This is a genomic window from Tenacibaculum sp. 190524A05c (assembly GCF_964036595.1).
Lineage (GTDB): Bacteria > Bacteroidota > Bacteroidia > Flavobacteriales > Flavobacteriaceae > Polaribacter > Polaribacter platacis.
Genome location: NZ_OZ038523.1, coordinates 727,259 through 746,008, shown reverse-complemented (window position 1 = coordinate 746,008; position 18,750 = coordinate 727,259). Strand labels below are relative to the sequence as shown.

General features: G+C 29.7%; 18 protein-coding genes. 3 read left to right on the top strand and 15 right to left on the bottom strand.

What is annotated here, in order from left to right; genetic code table 11:
* Positions 1 to 31 precede the first annotated feature (31 nt).
* The 12 genes from ABNT61_RS03290 to ABNT61_RS03235 all read right to left on the bottom strand — a co-directional run bounded on the left by ABNT61_RS03290 (position 32) and on the right by ABNT61_RS03235 (position 11,124).
* Positions 32 to 853: a hypothetical protein gene (locus tag ABNT61_RS03290; RefSeq protein ID WP_348744845.1), complete on the bottom strand. Its 822-nt coding sequence runs from the start codon at positions 851 to 853 to the stop codon at positions 32 to 34.
* A 157-nt stretch (positions 854 to 1,010) separates the two neighbouring features.
* Positions 1,011 to 1,847 (bottom strand): hypothetical protein, encoded by an 837-nt coding sequence (locus ABNT61_RS03285; RefSeq protein WP_348744844.1) that lies wholly within the window; start codon positions 1,845 to 1,847, stop codon positions 1,011 to 1,013.
* Between the two features lie 159 nt (positions 1,848 to 2,006).
* Positions 2,007 to 2,558, bottom strand: coding sequence for a hypothetical protein (locus ABNT61_RS03280; protein ID WP_348744843.1), 552 nt, complete (start codon positions 2,556 to 2,558; stop codon positions 2,007 to 2,009).
* 80 nt (positions 2,559 to 2,638) lie between these two features.
* Positions 2,639 to 3,118, bottom strand: a complete 480-nt coding sequence (locus tag ABNT61_RS03275; protein WP_348744842.1) for a hypothetical protein — start codon at positions 3,116 to 3,118, stop codon at positions 2,639 to 2,641.
* A 142-nt stretch (positions 3,119 to 3,260) separates the two neighbouring features.
* Positions 3,261 to 4,052: a hypothetical protein gene (locus ABNT61_RS03270; RefSeq protein WP_348744841.1), complete on the bottom strand. Its 792-nt coding sequence runs from the start codon at positions 4,050 to 4,052 to the stop codon at positions 3,261 to 3,263.
* Between the two features lie 104 nt (positions 4,053 to 4,156).
* On the bottom strand, positions 4,157 to 5,371 hold the full coding sequence (locus ABNT61_RS03265) for a TlpA disulfide reductase family protein (RefSeq protein ID WP_348744840.1): 1,215 nt from the start codon (positions 5,369 to 5,371) through the stop codon (positions 4,157 to 4,159).
* Between the two features lie 102 nt (positions 5,372 to 5,473).
* Positions 5,474 to 5,821 (bottom strand): hypothetical protein, encoded by a 348-nt coding sequence (locus ABNT61_RS03260; RefSeq protein ID WP_348744839.1) that lies wholly within the window; start codon positions 5,819 to 5,821, stop codon positions 5,474 to 5,476.
* A 57-nt stretch (positions 5,822 to 5,878) separates the two neighbouring features.
* On the bottom strand, positions 5,879 to 7,213 hold the full coding sequence (locus ABNT61_RS03255) for a DUF58 domain-containing protein (protein WP_348744838.1): 1,335 nt from the start codon (positions 7,211 to 7,213) through the stop codon (positions 5,879 to 5,881).
* Between the two features lie 16 nt (positions 7,214 to 7,229).
* A complete protein-coding gene (locus ABNT61_RS03250) occupies positions 7,230 to 8,228 on the bottom strand; it encodes a MoxR family ATPase (protein WP_348744837.1) in 999 nt (332 codons plus the stop codon).
* Between the two features lie 2 nt (positions 8,229 to 8,230).
* A complete protein-coding gene (locus tag ABNT61_RS03245) occupies positions 8,231 to 9,442 on the bottom strand; it encodes a DUF4350 domain-containing protein (protein WP_348744836.1) in 1,212 nt (403 codons plus the stop codon).
* A 3-nt stretch (positions 9,443 to 9,445) separates the two neighbouring features.
* Positions 9,446 to 10,159, bottom strand: a complete 714-nt coding sequence (locus tag ABNT61_RS03240; RefSeq protein ID WP_348744835.1) for a hypothetical protein — start codon at positions 10,157 to 10,159, stop codon at positions 9,446 to 9,448.
* On the bottom strand, positions 10,159 to 11,124 hold the full coding sequence (locus tag ABNT61_RS03235; protein WP_348744834.1) for a stage II sporulation protein M: 966 nt from the start codon (positions 11,122 to 11,124) through the stop codon (positions 10,159 to 10,161). Before ABNT61_RS03235 ends, ABNT61_RS03240 begins: the two co-directional genes overlap by 1 nt.
* Before the next feature lie 21 nt (positions 11,125 to 11,145).
* Between ABNT61_RS03235 and ABNT61_RS03230 the strand changes: the two genes are divergently transcribed.
* Positions 11,146 to 11,961, top strand: coding sequence for an RDD family protein (locus tag ABNT61_RS03230; protein WP_348712070.1), 816 nt, complete (start codon positions 11,146 to 11,148; stop codon positions 11,959 to 11,961).
* Here ABNT61_RS03230 and ABNT61_RS03225 read toward each other — a convergent pair.
* Both ABNT61_RS03225 and clpB read right to left on the bottom strand, forming a co-directional pair.
* On the bottom strand, positions 11,958 to 12,458 hold the full coding sequence (locus ABNT61_RS03225; RefSeq protein WP_348744833.1) for a phosphoglycerate mutase family protein: 501 nt from the start codon (positions 12,456 to 12,458) through the stop codon (positions 11,958 to 11,960). The two genes, ABNT61_RS03230 and ABNT61_RS03225, sit on opposite strands and share 4 nt — an antisense overlap.
* A gap of 86 nt (positions 12,459 to 12,544) precedes the next feature.
* Positions 12,545 to 15,151, bottom strand: a complete 2,607-nt coding sequence (gene clpB / locus ABNT61_RS03220) for an ATP-dependent chaperone ClpB (protein ID WP_348744832.1) — start codon at positions 15,149 to 15,151, stop codon at positions 12,545 to 12,547.
* A 159-nt stretch (positions 15,152 to 15,310) separates the two neighbouring features.
* Between clpB and ytxJ the strand changes: the two genes are divergently transcribed.
* Both ytxJ and ABNT61_RS03210 read left to right on the top strand, forming a co-directional pair.
* Positions 15,311 to 15,718, top strand: a complete 408-nt coding sequence (ytxJ, locus tag ABNT61_RS03215) for a bacillithiol system redox-active protein YtxJ (protein ID WP_348741951.1) — start codon at positions 15,311 to 15,313, stop codon at positions 15,716 to 15,718.
* A 53-nt stretch (positions 15,719 to 15,771) separates the two neighbouring features.
* Positions 15,772 to 17,325 (top strand): DEAD/DEAH box helicase, encoded by a 1,554-nt coding sequence (locus tag ABNT61_RS03210; RefSeq protein WP_348741950.1) that lies wholly within the window; start codon positions 15,772 to 15,774, stop codon positions 17,323 to 17,325.
* A 71-nt stretch (positions 17,326 to 17,396) separates the two neighbouring features.
* On the opposite strand, the gene fahA is transcribed toward ABNT61_RS03210, so the two are convergent.
* Complete coding sequence (gene fahA, locus ABNT61_RS03205; protein WP_348744831.1) at positions 17,397 to 18,680, bottom strand: fumarylacetoacetase; 1,284 nt, start codon at positions 18,678 to 18,680, stop codon at positions 17,397 to 17,399.
* Between the last annotated feature and the right edge of the window lie 70 nt (positions 18,681 to 18,750).

Here is an 18,750-nt window from a genome sequence, read left to right as displayed (position 1 = left end):
TAATTATAGGTAGTGTTGGTAACTATTCTAGTTATTCTTTTTGATTAATTGTAAACTTAAATATGTGATCCTTATTATCAATACGATTTGACGATAAATATCCTTTATTCTCATTAACATATAGCAAACTTAGTTCATCATATTCTGAGTTAAATTCTTTTAAATTATTTGGTTCACCCCATTTTTCATTAATTTTTACTATTTCATATAGATCAACTCCACCTTTTCCACCAGGTCTTTTCGATGCAAAAACTATGGTAGAGTTATTCTTATAAGTAGGATTTAAAATCGGATATTTATCTTTATATATGACCTTTTCTTTTACCCATTTATTATTTTTAGATTCATATACACTCAAGGAATATTCATTATTCTCATTACTGTGAATGGTTAACTTTTTATTATGTATTTGTGCATATCCATAACTATAATTTGGATTACAAAAATCTAATTTTCTTAACTTTTCAATTCGTTTTCTTTTATTTCCCTTAATTTTTACAGAAAATACAGCCAAATTATATGTAGTACTATCCTTTGAAATTTCATTTGATGTTTTCGTCAAATATGCTGTTCTATTTAATGCATCATAAAAAATTTGTCCTATATGGTATTTTTGATTTTTGATTTTTACTTTTTTTGGTTTTGATTTAAAATCAGAGTAATACAAACTATAATAATTAGTACTCTTGTCTCTGTCAGAAACAAATAAAATTCCTTTCTTAAAAAGAGTTGGTGCAAAATCATTATATGATTTGTCTGAAAAACTTACCAATTCAAGTCTAACAGTTTGAGTGTTCTGAGAGAATATTTGTAAGCCTAATATCAATAGTAAATAAGTTATTTCTTTTTTCATTTTTTCAATTTGTGCTATCGATTAGTGTCTGAGTAGTAGCATATTTTTACTACCAGACCTTTCGGTTTTGCACTGACTTATGTTCTATGTTTATACTTTTGTTTATCGCTTACCCTACTTTTACTTATACACATCGTTACCACCGGTTTTCTATTTTTTATATTTTTATAATTAATGGTAATTCAGGTCTTAGGTCAAATATTTTTTCTTGAGCATTATTGTCAAAAGTCAAAACCATTAAATGGTCTGCACCATTTTTAATGCTTACATTCTCAATTTTGTTAACAGCTTGGATTGTTTCTGTTTCCATGTTTAGGTCAGGGGATATAATTGTGATATGCGTTACTTTTTTAGCTCCGTTTGGATGTTTATAAAACGCTCTCACAAAAGCATATTCTTCTGGTATATTTTTTAAGTCAGTTAGTGTTTCAAACCTATCCGATTCTAATTCTGGATAAACTACAAAAATAGAGGGCTCTTTTAGGTTTATTTTTGAATTAATAGCTGAATATATACTTTCACTATCATTCATCCATTCTTGATGATACTTTACTTTTTTGAATGGAATTTTTTCTATATCGTAGTCTTTTATTTTCAAAGCAAGGCTAAAAGGGGAAGCACCATTTTTATCAAAATTTGCTCTCTCAGCAAAATCTAAACCTCTATTTTCTCTATTGTTTTTTTCGAATTCTATTGGATTGTACACAAAAATTAATTCGAGGTAGTTATTTAAAAAATAGAAATAACGTCCTGTTGTTCCTTGTCCTTTATGAATTGTTGAAAGTGAGTCAGGAACAGAGGTAAATCCGATATCTGTCAATTTCTTTTTTGCTGTTTTTGGATTTTTAACCCAAATATTAAAATGGTCAACCTGTAAATTTGTTGAAACAGCCGAAGTCGTTTGGCCTGTTTTGGACTCAGTCTTTTTCTTGTTATTACAAGAAATAAAACCCAAAGTTAGGACTAAAATTATTATTTGATTGAGATTGTTCATTCAAATGTGAGTTAACGAATTTGTCTATGTTTTTTTTGCGAGATAAGGACGCGAGTCGTTTTACGATGTTGCCGAAATATAATTTATAAGATTGAATTATTACTGAGATCACCAAACTTCGGAACATCAGCAGTTAATTATACACTTTGTTGTGCATTGTTATTTCATTCTTTTATAATAATCGATTGTAATTCCGCTAATTTGTCTAGTTCTTCCGCTATTTGTTTCTTCTCCGTTTCGATAGATTTTCATATAATCTTTTGAAGAATCAGTTTTATAAGTCCAAATAGTTTTGTCTTTATAAACTAACTCTGTTAATTCTGAAAAGCTGTCAAATTGATTGCTAAATTCAATAAGCTCTATATTGGTAATATTTTTATTGGATATTTTTTCATTGTAAAAACTGATTTCATTCTTTGAAATCACAATGTATTTTTGAATTATTTTTGATTCATTTAGTTTTACACAGCAAGAGCAATCAGATCCAAAATATTCCCATTTTCCAATAATATTTTCAATTAAATTCTTCCTTTCAATTTTTTTAATGGAATCTAATTTCAGCTTATTTTTATCACTTTTTGTTAATAGATATTGATTTATTGATTCAGAAACTTCAAATTTAATTGATTTTCTAAATTTTAATTCATGAATATTTTGACTAAATAAAACTTGATTAAAGATCAAGGATAATAGTAATAAGTTCTTTTTCATAATTGTGTACAAAGTTTCTTGTATGGTGCGTTTACTTCCTGAAAGAAGTAAATGAATTATACAAATTGTTAGCGGTTTTTTTATTCATTTAGATTATTAATTATGTATTCAGTCAGACAATCATTTTTTTTATCCAGAAATATGATTGTCGGTCCGTATACATTGTTAATTGCAAGAAGTCCATATTTCTCATTAAATAAAATCGGTCCAGTTGCGTCATCTACATAATCTAGTTTTTCATAATAGTCAAATTCCAATCCTTGAAGTTCATCATTTATGAAAGTCTTTTTGCTAATTTTCACAAACTTGTCAAATCCGAAAAGAAGAGTGTCAGCATCAATTATTTTGTTTATTGCTATCGTTTTTGTTGTATCAATTTGATTTACATATTTAAAATTCAGTGTGTTTTCCGTTTTGTTGAAAGTCAAATTAAACTTTTCATTTTTCGGTTCTGCTCCAAAGAATATTATTGCATTCATTTCAGATTTCCATTCAGAGTTTTTGTCCGAACATCCGAAACAAATAGTTAATATCAATATGTAAGCTGATAGGTTTCTCAAAATGTGTTAAAACGTTTTGTGTATGTTTCAGGTGCGTGGTTCAAACTCTAATTTAGCAAATAATTACTGAATTGAAAATTCGCGAGGATTTTTCCAAGTAGGAAAGAAACAAGCAATTGAATATACACGTTGTTAGCACCTGTTATTTTTCATAATATTCAATTTTCCTTTCTTTTCTAATCTTGCCACTTTCAGATTTTACCCAATTTTTTTCTAAATCTAGTTCGTACTTATAATTTTCAGTTTCTGTTATTTTTCCTTCGTAATATTTTTCCTTTTTAATAATATTTCCTTCGCTATTATGATACAAGATTTCTCCAAATTCAGTTTTTGGAAAATGACTTTTTTTAAATACTCTCTTTTTATTTTGTTTAGGATAAATTTTTATTTCAGTTGTTATATCTGGATTTCCTCTTAAAAACTCCTTTATTATTGTTGTTAAACTATCAGGATAGTAGAATTTAAAAGTTCTCAAACCGTCAGAATTCACATACTTAAAATTTTTTTCAATGATTTTTCCAGAAGAATCTATTTTAAAATTAGTTAAGCAATGAAGTTTGTTCTCATAATATTCTTCTTTTTTTAATAAACCAAGATTATTATAAATGTACAAATTCGTATTAGTTGTATCTCCGTTTGAAATTATTATTTCTTTTTCTAACTTATTTTTCTTGTTGTATTCATAAATTGTTTCTCCATATGATAAATTTGGCTCAAAACGGAATTTACTTTTTTCTATAAATCCGTCTTTTCTATAGGTTTTCAATTCTACTGATTTTAGCGTGTCATTTTTAAAAGTTTTTATCTCAACACTTTTTACTTTTCCAAATAATTTATTTTCAATTAATCCCGAATTCGTATTTTCAGTTTTTTTATTGCAAGAGTATAATACCCCAAATAAAAGTAGAAACTTTATTAAAATACTCGATTTCATAATTGGTGCTAACTAGTTATATCAAAACAAATATACCTGTTTATCGGTTTAATATTCCGGATAACAGGAACTTTTGTTCCAATTTGTGAATATAAAAAAAATGACTATTCCTTGAGTAACTGGGTAATAAACGATTCAAAGTTTTGCTTAAACTCAGTATACTTTACTCCTGTAGCTGGCCCGTTAAATCCTGTGTGGATTTTTCTAACTTTTCCTTTCTTATCTATAAAGATTGAAGTAGGATAGGAGAGTACATGATTCAGCATTGGTAGTTTTTTCTGCGCATCAATTTTACTAGAAGATCCGTATTGTGCCAATAACACAGGATAATTTATTCCTGTTTGTTCTTTTAAACGTTTAATTAGTTGAAATCCTTCTTCCTTTGTTTTTGCAACTTCAAAAGCTAAAGCTACAAATTCAATTTCTTTCGATTTATGTTTGTTGTAATACTCAGCATAGTATTTACTTTCATCTAAACAGTTTGGACACCAAGTTCCCATAATTTGAACTACAGTAACTTTATCCTTAAAACGGTTATCTCCTAAACTAATAAGTTCTCCCTTTTCATTCGGAAATGAAAATTCAATTTTATCATAACCTTCACGTAAATATGTTAATGATTCTGCTCCAGGCAATTCGTAGGCGTTATTCAATTTTGCTGTAAAAGGTTCTTTCCAATGATTTCCTGAGTAAAAGAATCCGTTTAAGGTAGAATCTGTTGCTTTTGCTGTAAATAAAAAGGCATGTGCGCCGTCAAAAGTTGAAAGTTGTAACGAATCACCATTCATAATTCCTTCTAAATAGCGGTAATCTCCAGTAGTGGTTCTAAATGTTCCTACTACTTTGTTCTTATTTTGTTTAAATATTCCTTTAGCGATGTATCTGTCTTCTTCTGAATCTGGACTAAATACAGTTTCCCAATTTCCAGTTATGTTCTTCGTAGCTTCTGAGGTAACCTTAAATCGAGGTAAATTAGGTTTTGCTACAAAAGGAACTGTTCTATTCAAACTTGGTTTTATAAAGTAACCCTGAATTCCATCTTTAGATATCTTTCCAGTTATGTATCCTTCAAAATAAGGTAATTGAATTTTTACAGAATCATTTTGATAAGAAATCTCATGAACTTTAATGACTTCATCTGCATTATAAATATTGAGTTTATGCTCATTTAATACATCAAAATTAAACGGAATTACTTCATTATCTTGAATTAAAAGTGAGGCCTTATAACTTCCAATAGCTAGTTTATTCTGAGTTTCTTTCGTAGTACATGAAAAAGAAATTATAAGTAGTAAAAGTAAAGAATGAAAAGATTTCATAAGATGGGTTTTTAGTAGCTATTGGTTCGATTTAGCTGTTGCAACTTACAAAAAAAATCACCTAACTAAAGAGTAGGTGATTTTTAAAATGAGGTTAGAGAATTATTCTCCTCGTCCAATCATAGAAAGATCATCTGATTCTCCGATTTTTTCAAAGTCGATAATTAAACCGTCAGTTTTACTTAGTATAAAGTTTAATAAGAAAGCACCAATTAAACCAAATATAAAACCGAAAATAAAGTAAAGAATTGGTCCTACAATTAGCATTACAATCCCACTTCCAGCAATAGCAGCAAATGGTCCAAATTCTCCCATTGCAGCTCCAAATAAAGAACCGATTAAAGTGAAAAAAGCAAAAATTACAAAAGTTACACCAGCAAGAGCTGTTCCAGTAATTAAAGCATATTTTACAGGATCAATTTTTTTTAGTTTTAGTTTTAAGTTTGACATAGTTTGAATACAATTTTTTAATAGTTAGTGATTAGACTTTATAAATTATAACAAGAATTAAAACAAGCCTCGTAATTTCAATTCTAGATATTTGTTAATGGTATCACCAGTTAAATTTTCTGGTTTGGTCAATACAGATTGAATACCATATTTTTTAAGTTCGTTTGCAATTTGCTTTTTCTCGTACATAAATTTCTCAGCGATCACTTTATCATATACGTTTTCAACAGTCACTGCTTTCTGTTTTACAATCTTTGTAAGCTCTGTATTTTTAAAGAACACAACTAATAACAAATGATTTTTAGCTATTGCTCTCAAATAGGGTAATTGTCTTTTTAAAGCGTCTAAAGTTTCAAAATTTGTGTAAAGAATTAATAAACTTCTACTTGGTATTTTACGCTTTATGGCCGCGTATAATAAGCTGTAATCAGATTCTACAAAATCTGTTTTAATATTATAAAGTGCATCCGAAATTAAACTCATTTGAGAGTTTCGTTGCTCGGCAACAATAACGTTATCTATTTTCTTTGAAAATGAAAACATTCCCGCTTTATCTTGCTTCCTAAGAATAGTACTACTTACAGCCAAAGTTGCGTTAATAGCATAATCTAATAAGGTAAGGTTATTAAAATGCAACTGCATTTGTCTTCCTTTATCAATTATAGAATAAATCGGCTGTGATTTTTCTTCTACATATTGATTTACCATTAATTGATTTCGCTTGGCTGTGGCTTTCCAATTTAAGGTTCTAATATCGTCACCCGTTACATATTCTTTAATTTGCTCAAATTCTAATGAATTACCAATTCTGCGTATTTTCTTACTTCCTTGTGTATGGAGATTATTAGAAATGGCTTTTATGTTTAGTTCATTAAGTTTTAAAAATGAGGGATAACATTTTACATTTTTTTGTTCACTTAATATGAATTTTCGAGTTGCTAATTGTAGGGGAGAAGACACATAAATATTAGTGTTTCCAAAATCATAATCACCTCTTACAAATGGAACAACTTTGTAATTTATATCTTTTTCCTGTTGCGGTTTTAGCTGTTCAAAAAGTCGAAAATCTCTTAATTGTAATTGAAATGGAAGCTCTTCTAGAATGATGTTATTGGTAGTAATATTATAATTACTTTTAATGGATAACTGAATTTTATTCTCATCACCATTTGATAATCGTTCAGGAACTGATCTTTCAGCTGTAACTCCGTTTTTAACAGAAAACAATAAGAATATATCGATAAGTGTAATGAGTAATAAACCGAATAATAATGCTTTAGCCAATCCAAAAAACAACGGAATAAAGAACCCAACTACGAATAGCATAGCAACTATCGTAAGCGCATAAAAAAAGCGATTATTTAAGAAAAAAGATGTTATAAAGTTCTTCATCAAGTAGTTTTAAACCTTATCTAGGAATTTCAACAGATTCAATAATTTGTTCAATAATTTGTTTGCTCGTAACACCTTCCATTTCGCGTTCAGGAGTCACAATTACACGATGTTCCAATACAGGAATTGCAGCATTTTTAATATCTTCTGGAGTTACGAAATCACGTCCGTTAATCGCAGCAAAAGCTTTTGAGGCTTTTAAAATAGAAATGGATGCTCTAGGTGATGCTCCTAAGAATAAGAATGAGTTTGATCTTGTATTTACAACAATATTAGCAATATATTCTAATAAGTTCTTTTCTACTTTTATTTGAGTGATAAGATCTTTATATTTTATAATCTCAGCTCCAGTAATTACTTTTTCTACTTGATCTAATTTTACATTTTTCTCTAATGCTTGCTCGCGAATAATAATTTCTAATTCTTCTTCAGCAGATGGATATTCTACATTTACTTTAAAAATAAATCGGTCTAATTGAGCCTCTGGTAAACGATATGTTCCTTCTTGTTCAATTGGGTTTTGAGTGGCCAATACAATAAAGGGAGCGTTCATTTTATAACGTGTACCATCCATTGTAATTTGCTTTTCTTCCATTACCTCAAATAATGCTGCTTGTGTTTTTGCAGGAGCTCTATTGATTTCATCAATTAAAACCATATTTGAGAAAACTGGACCTTTCTTGAATTCAAATTCAGAAGATTTTACATTAAAAACAGATGTTCCTAAAATATCAGAAGGCATTAAGTCTGGTGTGAATTGAATTCTACTAAAATCAATATCCATAGCTCTAGATAATAATTTAGTAGTCATAGTTTTTGCAACTCCAGGAACACCTTCAATCAAAGCGTGTCCGTCAGAGAAAATAGCAACTATTAACAAGTCAATCATTTCTTTTTGACCAACAATTACTTTATTTAATTGTGTTTTGATTTTATGAACACTTTCTTGTAATTCTGTTAGGTCAATTCTATTAGTAAACTCTAGGTTCTCATTTTCTTGTCTTGTTTCTTCCATAATTACTTGTTTTGTAAAAAGTTTTCTATCAATGTATTCAAACGAACTAATTCATCTTGAGTACAGATAGATTTTTTGTTTAATGCGATTATTGTATTAATCAAATATTTTGTTGTGTGTTCTGTATTACCAGATTTTGCAGCGAGTTTTTCTATAAAACTAGAATTTAAATTTCTCGTTTCTAGATGATATTTTGTTCTGATTTTCTCTAAGAAATAGGTGATTTTCTTAGAAACTATATTTTTATGATTCTCTTCTTTTAAATATAAGTTAGCGATAGTATGTGTAAAATCTTGTGTTGAATTTTTCAATTGTTTTACTTCAGGAATTGCACGTTGTTTTCTTCTCGCATTTAAAAACATGAATAGCAATAATCCAATAAATGCAATATAAAGAGACCATTTTAATGAAGGATGTTTCATGAAAAAGCTCAGGGCAGATGTTTTATCATCGTCGCCACGTCTTCTGCTTGCTCTTCGCTGTGGATCCCAAATTATGGTTCTGTTTGGTAGATATGAAAACACATTTTCTACATATTCTTGATTTCCATTGATCAAATAATAATTTGTAAATGCTATCGGTTGTGTATGTAAGAATATATTTCCTTTTTCGTAACGTACTTTAATAAAATTAGGACGAATAGTATCGTTTACTTCTTGTGTTCCTAGAATAGTTGTACTTTCTTCATCAAATTTAGAGAAGTAATTCTTCCTCAAGTTTCGGTCATATTTAAAACTCGTATTTTCAAATACATTATTCTCTAATTCAAGAGTTCCATTTAATTTTTTCAAATCCGCCACAGTGTAAATGTCCGAATCAAGATTTATTGTTTCAATTCCTAAGGTTTCTTCTAAAGTACTATTGAAGAAATTCAGTGATAAGAAAACATCATTGCCAGAAGCAGCGAATTGTAATAATTTGTTGGTAGATTCAGGACCTAAGCGATAAGCGACAGGTTTTATACAAACATAATTGGCAAAATCCGCTTCATAGTCATAGAAAATGTCAATTAAATAGTCATCAATATGTTTATTAAGAACATTGATTTGTTCATCCTTAAATAATTCTTGAATTTCTTGTTGTACGATATAGGTGCCAAAAGGTTCTTTTGAACGTTCTCTGAAGTTCTCTTGCCAATTCGTCTTTTTACAGCTTGTTAGAACTAACGCTGCCATCGATGCTAAAATGAATGATATGTATCTTTTCTTTATCATCAATTATAATAGTTTAAAGAAAGATTCATATTCATTTTCAATTGTCATAAAGTTCAATTCATCAACTTTAAACTCTCCATACCATACGTAGTCATAAATGTATAAAAGATAAGAGAATTGTTTTCTCAACTCTAATTTTTGCAAATCAAAAACATATTCAGAATTGGTTTTATCTTTATCATAGGTAATTAATTCTTTCTCATTCATTCTTTTCAATAAAAGCAAATAATAATAACGAGTTGCTTTTCTGTAATCATTAGCATCAATCGCTAAACGCAACAATCTTTCATAATCTGTTTCATGAATGTTTTCTTCTTCCTCTTGTGTTATAACTAAAGGAGTCTTATCAATTTTTTTCTTTTTAAACCTCCAGAAATCGGCATTTCCGGCGAGTACACTTTTCACAATAATGATGACTACGATTAAAGCCAATAAATAAGGAAATACTGTAGATAGAAATCCTACTAATGCCTTAAAGAAATCACGACTTAACTTGTCATCTTTTTCAGGTTTTGGTTTCTCTGGTTTGGTTTCTGTGTATATAAATTCTGGTCCGTTATATTTTGATTTTAAATCTTCATCAAAACTACGTTCCTCAATGATTTCGGTTCCATAATCAACATATTCATAAGTATTTTCATTTTCATCCGAATAATCATCTTGGCCAAATGACGAAATTCCAATACACAGCAAAAACAGTAAAATAAAGTTTCTCATTATTTAACCTGATTTTTAGCCGCTACTTTAAATGGAAATATTAAGTAATAGTAACTTATACTTACCAAACAAGTTGCGATAATGAGAATACAAACAAAGGTTGGAACTTGATTATAATATCGGGTTACATAACCTTCTAAAAAAGCTGCGACAAAAGTAAATGGTATGGTACTTAGGAATATATAAAAGGCTTCTCGAAGTCCTTTTTTAAAGGATTCAAAACGGCTAAGTGCTCCTGGGAATAAAATACTTGCACCAATAATATAACCACAGGCAGCTTCAATAATCATTGCAAAAATTTCATAAGTTCCATGAATCCAAATTCCTTTTAAACTATCAAAAAAACTATTGTTTTGATAAAAGAAAGCTTGGAAAACGGCAACCATAATTCCATTATGAATAATATAAAAACCAGATCCTATTCCTAAGAATAAACCGGATAAAAACATATTTAATCCTACACGTAGATTGTTGTTGAATATACCAATAAAACTTCCCCAAGTACTTCCATTTTTATAAATGGCTAATGCATCTCCACTTTCAATATTCTCTAAAGTTTCATCAATATAGCCATTACCTAATATTTGACGAGCAAAGTTTTCATCGTTAAAGGTGGACAATAAACCAATGAAAAAACAAATAAAGAAAAAGATGAAAGAAACATATATGTACTTTCGGTATTTGTAAGAGAGTAGAGGAACTGTTTCTAAAAAGAAAGCAACTAATGTATTTTTTTCTTGCTTTTTAGTATGATAAATTTTGCTGTAGCTTTTTTTGGCAAGTTTGTTCAAATAAGGAACAACATTACTCTTAGGATAAAAGGTTTGAGCATATGATAAATCATTCATGATTTTGATATGCAAGTCAGCAATTTCATCTGGAGTTTTTTCAATATTATTTGAAATTACTTCATCTAATTCAAGCCATTTTTCTTTATTTTGCTTTATAAAAGCGATCTCTCTCATAGAGACAAATGTAAAAATTGTATGAAAACGCTACAAATAAATACTACACAAAATGTTAAGATAAATTTTGAGATGGCGAACGTTGGCCAACGATTACTCGCATTTATCATAGATAACGTAGTAAAATTTGCTTACATCTATTTAATTATAGAACTGTTTAATTTTTCTTTGATTAAAGATGCAACAGACGGTGATTATTGGTCGGTTAAGGCTATTGATATTTTAATGTTTTTGCCACTTACATTTTATTCTTTGTACCAAGAAATTTTAATGAATGGACAAACTTTAGGTAAAAGAATTTTAAAGTTGAGAGTTATAAATATTGAAGGATTTAAACCATCCATTGGCGATTATATAATCAGATGGTTTATGCGAATGGTTGATTTTAACTTGTTTATTTTACTCTTCGTTTATTTTTATTCTATGGGATATGTAAATAGCTATTTTGGATTGATTTACATGATTTTTATTATTGGGAAATCAATTGGTTTTTTCATGATAGTTTTTACTTCTAAGAACCAAAGAGTAGGAGATATCTCTGCAAATACAGTTGTGGTGTACTTAAAAGATAACGCCAGTTTTGCTAAAACGATTCTAGAGAATATAAAAGAAGATTATAAACCTGTTTATGCCAATGTTATCAAACTTTCTGATAATGATGCTCGAATAATAAAGGATACTTATACTCGAGCAAAAAACAAGAAGGACTATAATACTTTGATAAAATTAAGATCTAAAATCGAAGAAGTTACTGGTATAAAAAAGCCAAAAGAAACTCCTGATATCGATTTTATAGCAACGATTTTAAAAGACTTTAATTATTACACAAAAGACTAAAAGTCTACATGTAAAAGGGTACTGTTTTTACTGTCTTTATTTACGTTAACAATGTATAAATTGGTATAATTACTTTCATCAATTTCAACGTATTTAGATTCGCCTAAAATCTTATTGACAAAAGATGGAGTTGAGTTACTATGTCCTACAATTAGTACAGTTTTACCTTTAGTTGCTTTTTGAAACGCTTTGTCATATGATTTTTTAGGATCGTAGAAGTTGATTCCTATATTATTTGCTTTAGCTGTTGGTTTTGCAGTTTCTATAGTTCTTTTGTAATTAGAACTATATACCATATCAAACTTTACATCAGAAAGAACTTCTGCCCATTTTTGTGCTCTTAAATATCCTTTTTTAGTCAAATCTGGATCTCTATCTCCTTTGTTTTTAAGCACTTTATCAGTATGACGAATTAAATAATATGTTGTTGTTTCTGATTGTGCTGAAACACCTTGAATGCTAAAAATAAATACAAGAACTAAAATGATTTTTTTCATAAGATTTGATTTGTTACGAATGTAATAAAAATAAAAGCGATGCTTATCAAATAAACATCGCTTTTCACTTAACTCAAAAACTACTACTATGAATTGCTTACCAATTCTGATTGATTTCTAAAAACCAATTCATCATCAAATGCATCTAATAAAATGATACTATCTGTTGTTACTTTTCCTGATAAAATTTCTTTTGATAATGTATTCAAAACCTCTTTTTGAATAACCCTTTTTACGGGTCTTGCTCCAAATTCTGGTTGATATCCTTTTTTAGCTAAATAGCTTATTGCTTCTTCAGTTGCGTCAAGAACAATATTTTGTTCGGCTACTGTTTTTTTAACACTGTTCAATTGAATTTCAACAATGTTTCTAATGTTGTGTTCAGAAAGTGGAGTGAACATAGTTATATCGTCAATTCGATTCAAGAATTCAGGTCTGACACTTTGTTTAAGTAACCCTAAAACTTCATCTTTTGCTAAATCCATTGCTGAATGTATCTCACCTTTCATGGTTTCGAACTTCTCTTGAATAATATGACTTCCCATATTTGAAGTCATTATGATAATTGCGTTTTTGAAATCAGCAACACGACCTTTATTATCTGTTAATCTACCTTCATCTAATACTTGTAACAGAATATTAAAAGTATCTGGATGAGCTTTTTCAATTTCATCTAAAAGCACAACAGAATAGGGCTTTCTTCGCACTGCTTCTGTTAATTGTCCACCTTCATCATAACCAACATATCCAGGAGGCGCACCCACTAATCTACTTACAGAATGACGCTCTTGATATTCACTCATGTCTATTCGTGTAATGGCATTATCATCATCAAATAAATACTCAGCTAAAGCTTTGGCTAATTCCGTTTTACCAACTCCCGTCGTCCCTAAAAAGAGGAAAGAACCAATAGGTTTATTTGGGTTTTGCAATCCTGCTCTTGATCTTCTAACGGCATCAGAAACTGCTTCTATAGCTTCCTCTTGTCCAACCACTCGCTTATGTAATTCATCTTCTAATCGTAATAATTTTTCACGTTCCGATTGTAGCATTTTAGTTACAGGAATTCCCGTCCATTTTGCAACTACTTCAGCAATGTTGTCATAAGTAACTTCCTCCTTAATAAGTGCGTTATCTTCTTGTTCAGAAAGAATTTTCTGTTGTTCTTCTAATTCTTCTTGAAGCTCTTTAATTTTCCCATAACGTAGTTCTGCAACGCGTCCATAATCACCATTTCTTTCAGCTTTTTCAGCCTCTAATTTAGATTCTTCAATAGCTGTTTTTAGCGATTGTATAGAATCAACAACAGTTTTCTCAGATTGCCATTTTGCATTAATTTCATTTCTTTCTTCTTTCAGATTTGCTAAATCAGCATTTAGAGATTTTAATTTTGAGACATCGTTTTCACGTTTTATAGCCTCTATTTCAATTTCTAACTGCATTATTTTACGATCTAAAATATCTAACTCTTCCGGTTTAGAATTAATTTCCATACGTAATTTAGCAGCAGCTTCATCCATTAAATCAATGGCTTTGTCTGGTAAAAAACGACTAGTAATATAACGTTGAGAAAGTTCTACAGCTCCAATAATAGCTTCATCTTTAATACGCACTTTATGGTGTGTTTCGTACTTTTCTTTAATACCACGTAAAATTGATATCGCACTTTCAGTATCCGGTTCGTCAACGACTACTTTTTGAAAACGACGCTCTAGAGCTTTATCTTTTTCGAAATACTTTTGATATTCATCTAAAGTTGTTGCTCCAATAGCTCTTAATTCACCACGGGCTAAAGCCGGTTTTAAAATATTAGCAGCATCCATTGCTCCTTGACCACCACCAGCACCAACTAGAGTATGGATCTCGTCAATGAATAAAACAATATCGCCCTCAGATGTAGTTACTTCCTTAATTACTGCTTTTAAACGCTCTTCAAATTCTCCTTTGAATTTTGCTCCAGCAATTAATGCTCCCATATCTAAGGAGAAAATGAGTTTATCTTTCAAGTTCTCTGGTACATCTCCACGAATAATTCTATGCGCTAATCCTTCTGCAATTGCAGTTTTTCCGGTTCCTGGTTCTCCAACAAGAATTGGATTATTTTTAGTTCTTCTAGATAAAATCTGAAGTAATCGTCTAATTTCTTCATCTCTACCAATAACAGGATCTAATTTTCCGTCTTGTGCTAATTGATTTAAATTTTTAGCGTATTTGTTCAGTGAATTGTATGATTCTTCAGCACTTTGTGAAGTAACTCTATTTCCTTTACGTAGTTCTTCAATTGCAGCTTTTAACCCTTTTTCATTAACTCCTTGATCTTTTAAAAATTGTGAAATTTGACTTTTCGATTTAAATATAGCCAGGATAAGATGTTCTATAGAAACATATTCATCACTCATCTTTTTAGCTATAATAGAAGCTTCGTTTAATGTTTTAGTAGCTTCGTGTGACAATAGAATATTAGCTCCACTAACCTTTGAGAAACTATTCAATTGTTGATCTAATACATTTTGTATTAAATCAATATTTAGATTTAACTTTTTCAATATGAAAGGAAGTACATTTTCATCTACTTGAAACATAGACTTTAAGATGTGCTCATTTTCAATTTGATTGTGATTATATTCTTGAGCTATTTGCTGTGAAAGCTGAATAGTCTCTTGTGATTTTATTGTATAGTTATTGAAATTCATTCTTATTTTTTTATTTATCCTCTGAACAAATTCAATACCAATTGAAATCTTGTATTTTTGCAGGACAATTTGTCTTTTAAAACGAGTTTTTGAATGACTTTTTGTCTTGTTTGAAAGGAGTTGAAAAGAACTTCGACAATGAATGTAAAATAATATAGAATGGGAATATTTGGTAATATATTTAATAAATCGACTGAGAAAAGTGAAAAGAAAGAAGTGAAGTCCGTAATAAATTGGATTCCATTAACTTCTGTAAGTCAATTTGAAGAAATAAAGAAAAAATCTAAATCAAAAGTAGTAGGTATTTTTAAGCATTCTACAAGATGTGTTATTAGTAGAACGGTATTGAAAAATTTTGACCAAGGTTTTCCTGAGAGTGTAAGTGATAAGATAGATATGTACTATTTGGATTTATTAAGTTACCGTGACGTGTCTAATGAAGTAGGGTATGAGTTCCAAGTAATGCATCAATCTCCACAACTTTTGTTAATTCATAATGGAATAACTGCTTTGCATGCATCACATTATGATATTACTCAAATTAATCTCGAAAAAATCATAAAATAACACTGGGGATTACTAAATAGGTTGTATTTTTGAGTTTTTAAAAAAATCACCTTTTGAGTACTACTGAAACTAAAAATAAAGTTGGTAAAAGTCTTTACGATTACCAGAAAGAGGCATTATTTAAAATATTTAAGAGTTTCGAAAACGCCCCTGAAAATTATCATCTTCTGTATCAATTGCCAACAGGAGGAGGAAAAACAGTTATATTTTCTGAAATTACACGTCAATATTTAAAGCACTACAAAAAGAAAGTGCTTATTATGACGCACCGAATCGAATTATGTAAACAAACGGCTAGAATGCTTGGAGAGTTTGGTGTTGAAAATAAAATTATTGATAGTAAAGCAAGTTTAGACGATCAAGATGAGTATGATTGTTTTGTTGCAATGGTGGAAACACTAAATAATAGATTAAATGATGATATTCTTGATATATCAGATGTAGGATTAGTTATTATTGATGAGGCGCACTATAATTCGTTTACTAAATTATTTAAATTCTTCAATAAATCTTTCATTTTAGGAGTTACGGCAACACCGTTAAGTTCTAATATTAAAATGCCAATGAAAGATAACTATGATGAATTAATCGTAGGAGAAAGTATTGCAGCCTTAATTAATAATGAATATTTAGCAAAGGCAAGTGTATATTCTTACAATGTTGGTTTAACTTCACTTGAAGTTGGAGCAAATGGAGATTATACAGTAAAATCTTCTGAAGATTTATATACCAATACGAATATGCTTTCTAAGTTATTGCAAGCATATGAAGAACGAGCTAAAGGAACGAAAACCTTAATCTTTAATAATGGTATTAATACATCTTTATATGTGTATGATACGTTCAAAAGAGCAGGATACCCTATTGCACATTTAGATAATACAAATACAAAAAAGGAGCGTGATGCGATTTTAAAATGGTTTAATCAAACTCCAAATGCCATCATTACTTCTGTTAGTATTTTAACTACAGGATTTGACGAGCCTTCTGTTCAGTCGATTATCTTAAACAGAGCAACAAAATCTTTGACATTATATTATCAGATGATTGGTCGTGGATCAAGGATTCTTCCAGGAAAATCTAATTTTAATGTAATTGATTTAGGAAATAATTTCCACAGATTTGGACCATGGGGAGCGGATTTAGATTGGCAGAAAATGTTTAGAGCTCCTAATTTTTATCTAGATAACTTACTTACGGATGAGGATATTGAAAGTAATTTTAGATACGAATTACCTGAAGCAGTTAGAGAAGAATTTGCTAATACAAAAGACGAAGATTTATACTTCGATGTTAAACGAGTATATGTAGATACAATTCAATCAGGACAGAGTTCTAAAAAAGTTCTTGAGAAATCAATAGAGCATCATGCTAAGATGTGTATAGAGAATAGTGAAGACGTTTTTGATGCATTATTATTAGCGAAGAAGTTAGGAGGAGATATAGATGATAGAATTCACAGATATTCAAAATGTATTTGTAAGTCTACACATAATTTCATTGATTGGTTACAAGATGATTATCGTAAGAAGTTAAATTCTTACTTAAGAGCTAACTTTGATGAAGTTTATGAAGATATATTCGGTCACCCACCACCAGAAGAGTAGGATTAAAACTTTAAAGACATAAAAAAAACCATTTCATTTGAAATGGTTTTTTTATTGTTATATGTTTTGAATTATAATGGTTTTGCCGGTAAAACTTTACCTAAACATTCACCAAAACCAATTCTAACTGTGTCATTTTTAGCAAATCCTCTCATAATAACAGTATCGTTATCTTGAATGAATTTTCTTTCACTACCGTCATTCATTTTGATAGGATTTTGTCCTCTCCACGTTAATTCTAACATAGATCCAAAACTATCTTGAGTAGGTCCTGAAATTGTTCCACTTCCCATCATATCACCAGCTTCAACAGGACAACCATTTACAGTATGGTGAGCTAATTGTTGCGCCATAGTCCAATACATGTATTTGAAGTTAGAATTACAAACTACAGTTTCTTCCTTTTCTTCTGGTTGAATTGCCATTTGTAAGTTAATATCAAAACTATGCTTTCCTTCATGCTGTAAATAAGGTAAAGGAGTAGGCTCTTGTTTTGGATTATCAACTCTAAATGGTTCTAAAGCATCTAAAGTTACGATCCAAGGAGAAATTGTTGAAGCAAAATTCTTTCCTAAGAAAGGTCCTAAAGGTTGATATTCCCAGGCTTGAATATCACGTGCAGACCAGTCATTAAATAATACTAGTCCAAAGATATAATCTTCAGCTTCTTCTATTGAAATTCGGTCTCCTAAATCATTAGAAACAGTTGTTATAAATGCCATTTCTAATTCAAAATCTAATAATTTCGATGGCCCAAATCCTGGAGCACCACCTTCTTCAGTAGGTTTAGATTGACCAACAGGTCTGTGAATTGGTGTTCCAGAAGGAATAATTGAAGAACTTCTTCCATGATATCCAATTGGAATATGTAACCAGTTTGGCATTAAAGCATTCTTTGGATCTCTAAAAAGACTACCTACATTGGTAGCATGTTCTTTACTTGCATAAAAATCAGTATAATCTCCAACTTGAACAGGTAAAAGCATTTCGACTTCATCCATTCTAAAGATAATTTTGTCTTTATGCTCAGCATGGTCTCTTAATTTTCCATTCTTTACATCAAAAATATCTGCAATTCTGTTTCTTACTAAACGCCAAGTTTTTCTTCCATCTGCGATGAAATCGTTTAAAGTGTCTTGTAGAAAAATATCATCTGTTAATGGAATTCCATCGAAGTACCCTAACTGATGTAATGCACCTAAATCAATAGCATAATCACCAATACGAGTTCCAATAGTTATGATATCATCACGAGTTAAAAAAACTCCAAAAGGTATATTTTGAATTGGAAAATCTGAATTTTCTTCAACTTTCAACCACGATTTTCTATTCGGATTATTAGCTGTTATTTCCATTTGTATTTTTAGTTAATTGTTTCATCAAACCTACATATTTTTTCAATTCACTACAAACTTTAAGCATTAA

What these genes read in the sequence shown, in the direction of transcription:
- ABNT61_RS03245 (WP_348744836.1), bottom strand. Translation starts at nt 9,442, where the DNA reads ATGATAAAGAAAAGATACATATCATTCATTTTAGCATCGATGGCAGCG.
- ABNT61_RS03260 (WP_348744839.1), bottom strand. Translation starts at nt 5,821, where the DNA reads ATGTCAAACTTAAAACTAAAACTAAAAAAAATTGATCCTGTAAAATAT.
- ABNT61_RS03250 (WP_348744837.1), bottom strand. Translation starts at nt 8,228, where the DNA reads ATGGAAGAAACAAGACAAGAAAATGAGAACCTAGAGTTTACTAATAGA.
- ABNT61_RS03270 (WP_348744841.1), bottom strand. Translation starts at nt 4,052, where the DNA reads ATGAAATCGAGTATTTTAATAAAGTTTCTACTTTTATTTGGGGTATTA.
- ABNT61_RS03225 (WP_348744833.1), bottom strand. Translation starts at nt 12,458, where the DNA reads ATGAAAAAAATCATTTTAGTTCTTGTATTTATTTTTAGCATTCAAGGT.
- ABNT61_RS03255 (WP_348744838.1), bottom strand. Translation starts at nt 7,213, where the DNA reads ATGAAGAACTTTATAACATCTTTTTTCTTAAATAATCGCTTTTTTTAT.
- clpB (WP_348744832.1), bottom strand. Translation starts at nt 15,151, where the DNA reads ATGAATTTCAATAACTATACAATAAAATCACAAGAGACTATTCAGCTT.
- ABNT61_RS03290 (WP_348744845.1), bottom strand. Translation starts at nt 853, where the DNA reads ATGAAAAAAGAAATAACTTATTTACTATTGATATTAGGCTTACAAATA.
- ABNT61_RS03265 (WP_348744840.1), bottom strand. Translation starts at nt 5,371, where the DNA reads ATGAAATCTTTTCATTCTTTACTTTTACTACTTATAATTTCTTTTTCA.
- fahA (WP_348744831.1), bottom strand. Translation starts at nt 18,680, where the DNA reads ATGGAAATAACAGCTAATAATCCGAATAGAAAATCGTGGTTGAAAGTT.
- ABNT61_RS03235 (WP_348744834.1), bottom strand. Translation starts at nt 11,124, where the DNA reads ATGAGAGAGATCGCTTTTATAAAGCAAAATAAAGAAAAATGGCTTGAA.
- ABNT61_RS03240 (WP_348744835.1), bottom strand. Translation starts at nt 10,159, where the DNA reads ATGAGAAACTTTATTTTACTGTTTTTGCTGTGTATTGGAATTTCGTCA.
- ABNT61_RS03230 (WP_348712070.1), top strand. Translation starts at nt 11,146, where the DNA reads ATGAAAACGCTACAAATAAATACTACACAAAATGTTAAGATAAATTTT.
- ABNT61_RS03280 (WP_348744843.1), bottom strand. Translation starts at nt 2,558, where the DNA reads ATGAAAAAGAACTTATTACTATTATCCTTGATCTTTAATCAAGTTTTA.
- ABNT61_RS03285 (WP_348744844.1), bottom strand. Translation starts at nt 1,847, where the DNA reads ATGAACAATCTCAATCAAATAATAATTTTAGTCCTAACTTTGGGTTTT.
- ytxJ (WP_348741951.1), top strand. Translation starts at nt 15,311, where the DNA reads ATGGGAATATTTGGTAATATATTTAATAAATCGACTGAGAAAAGTGAA.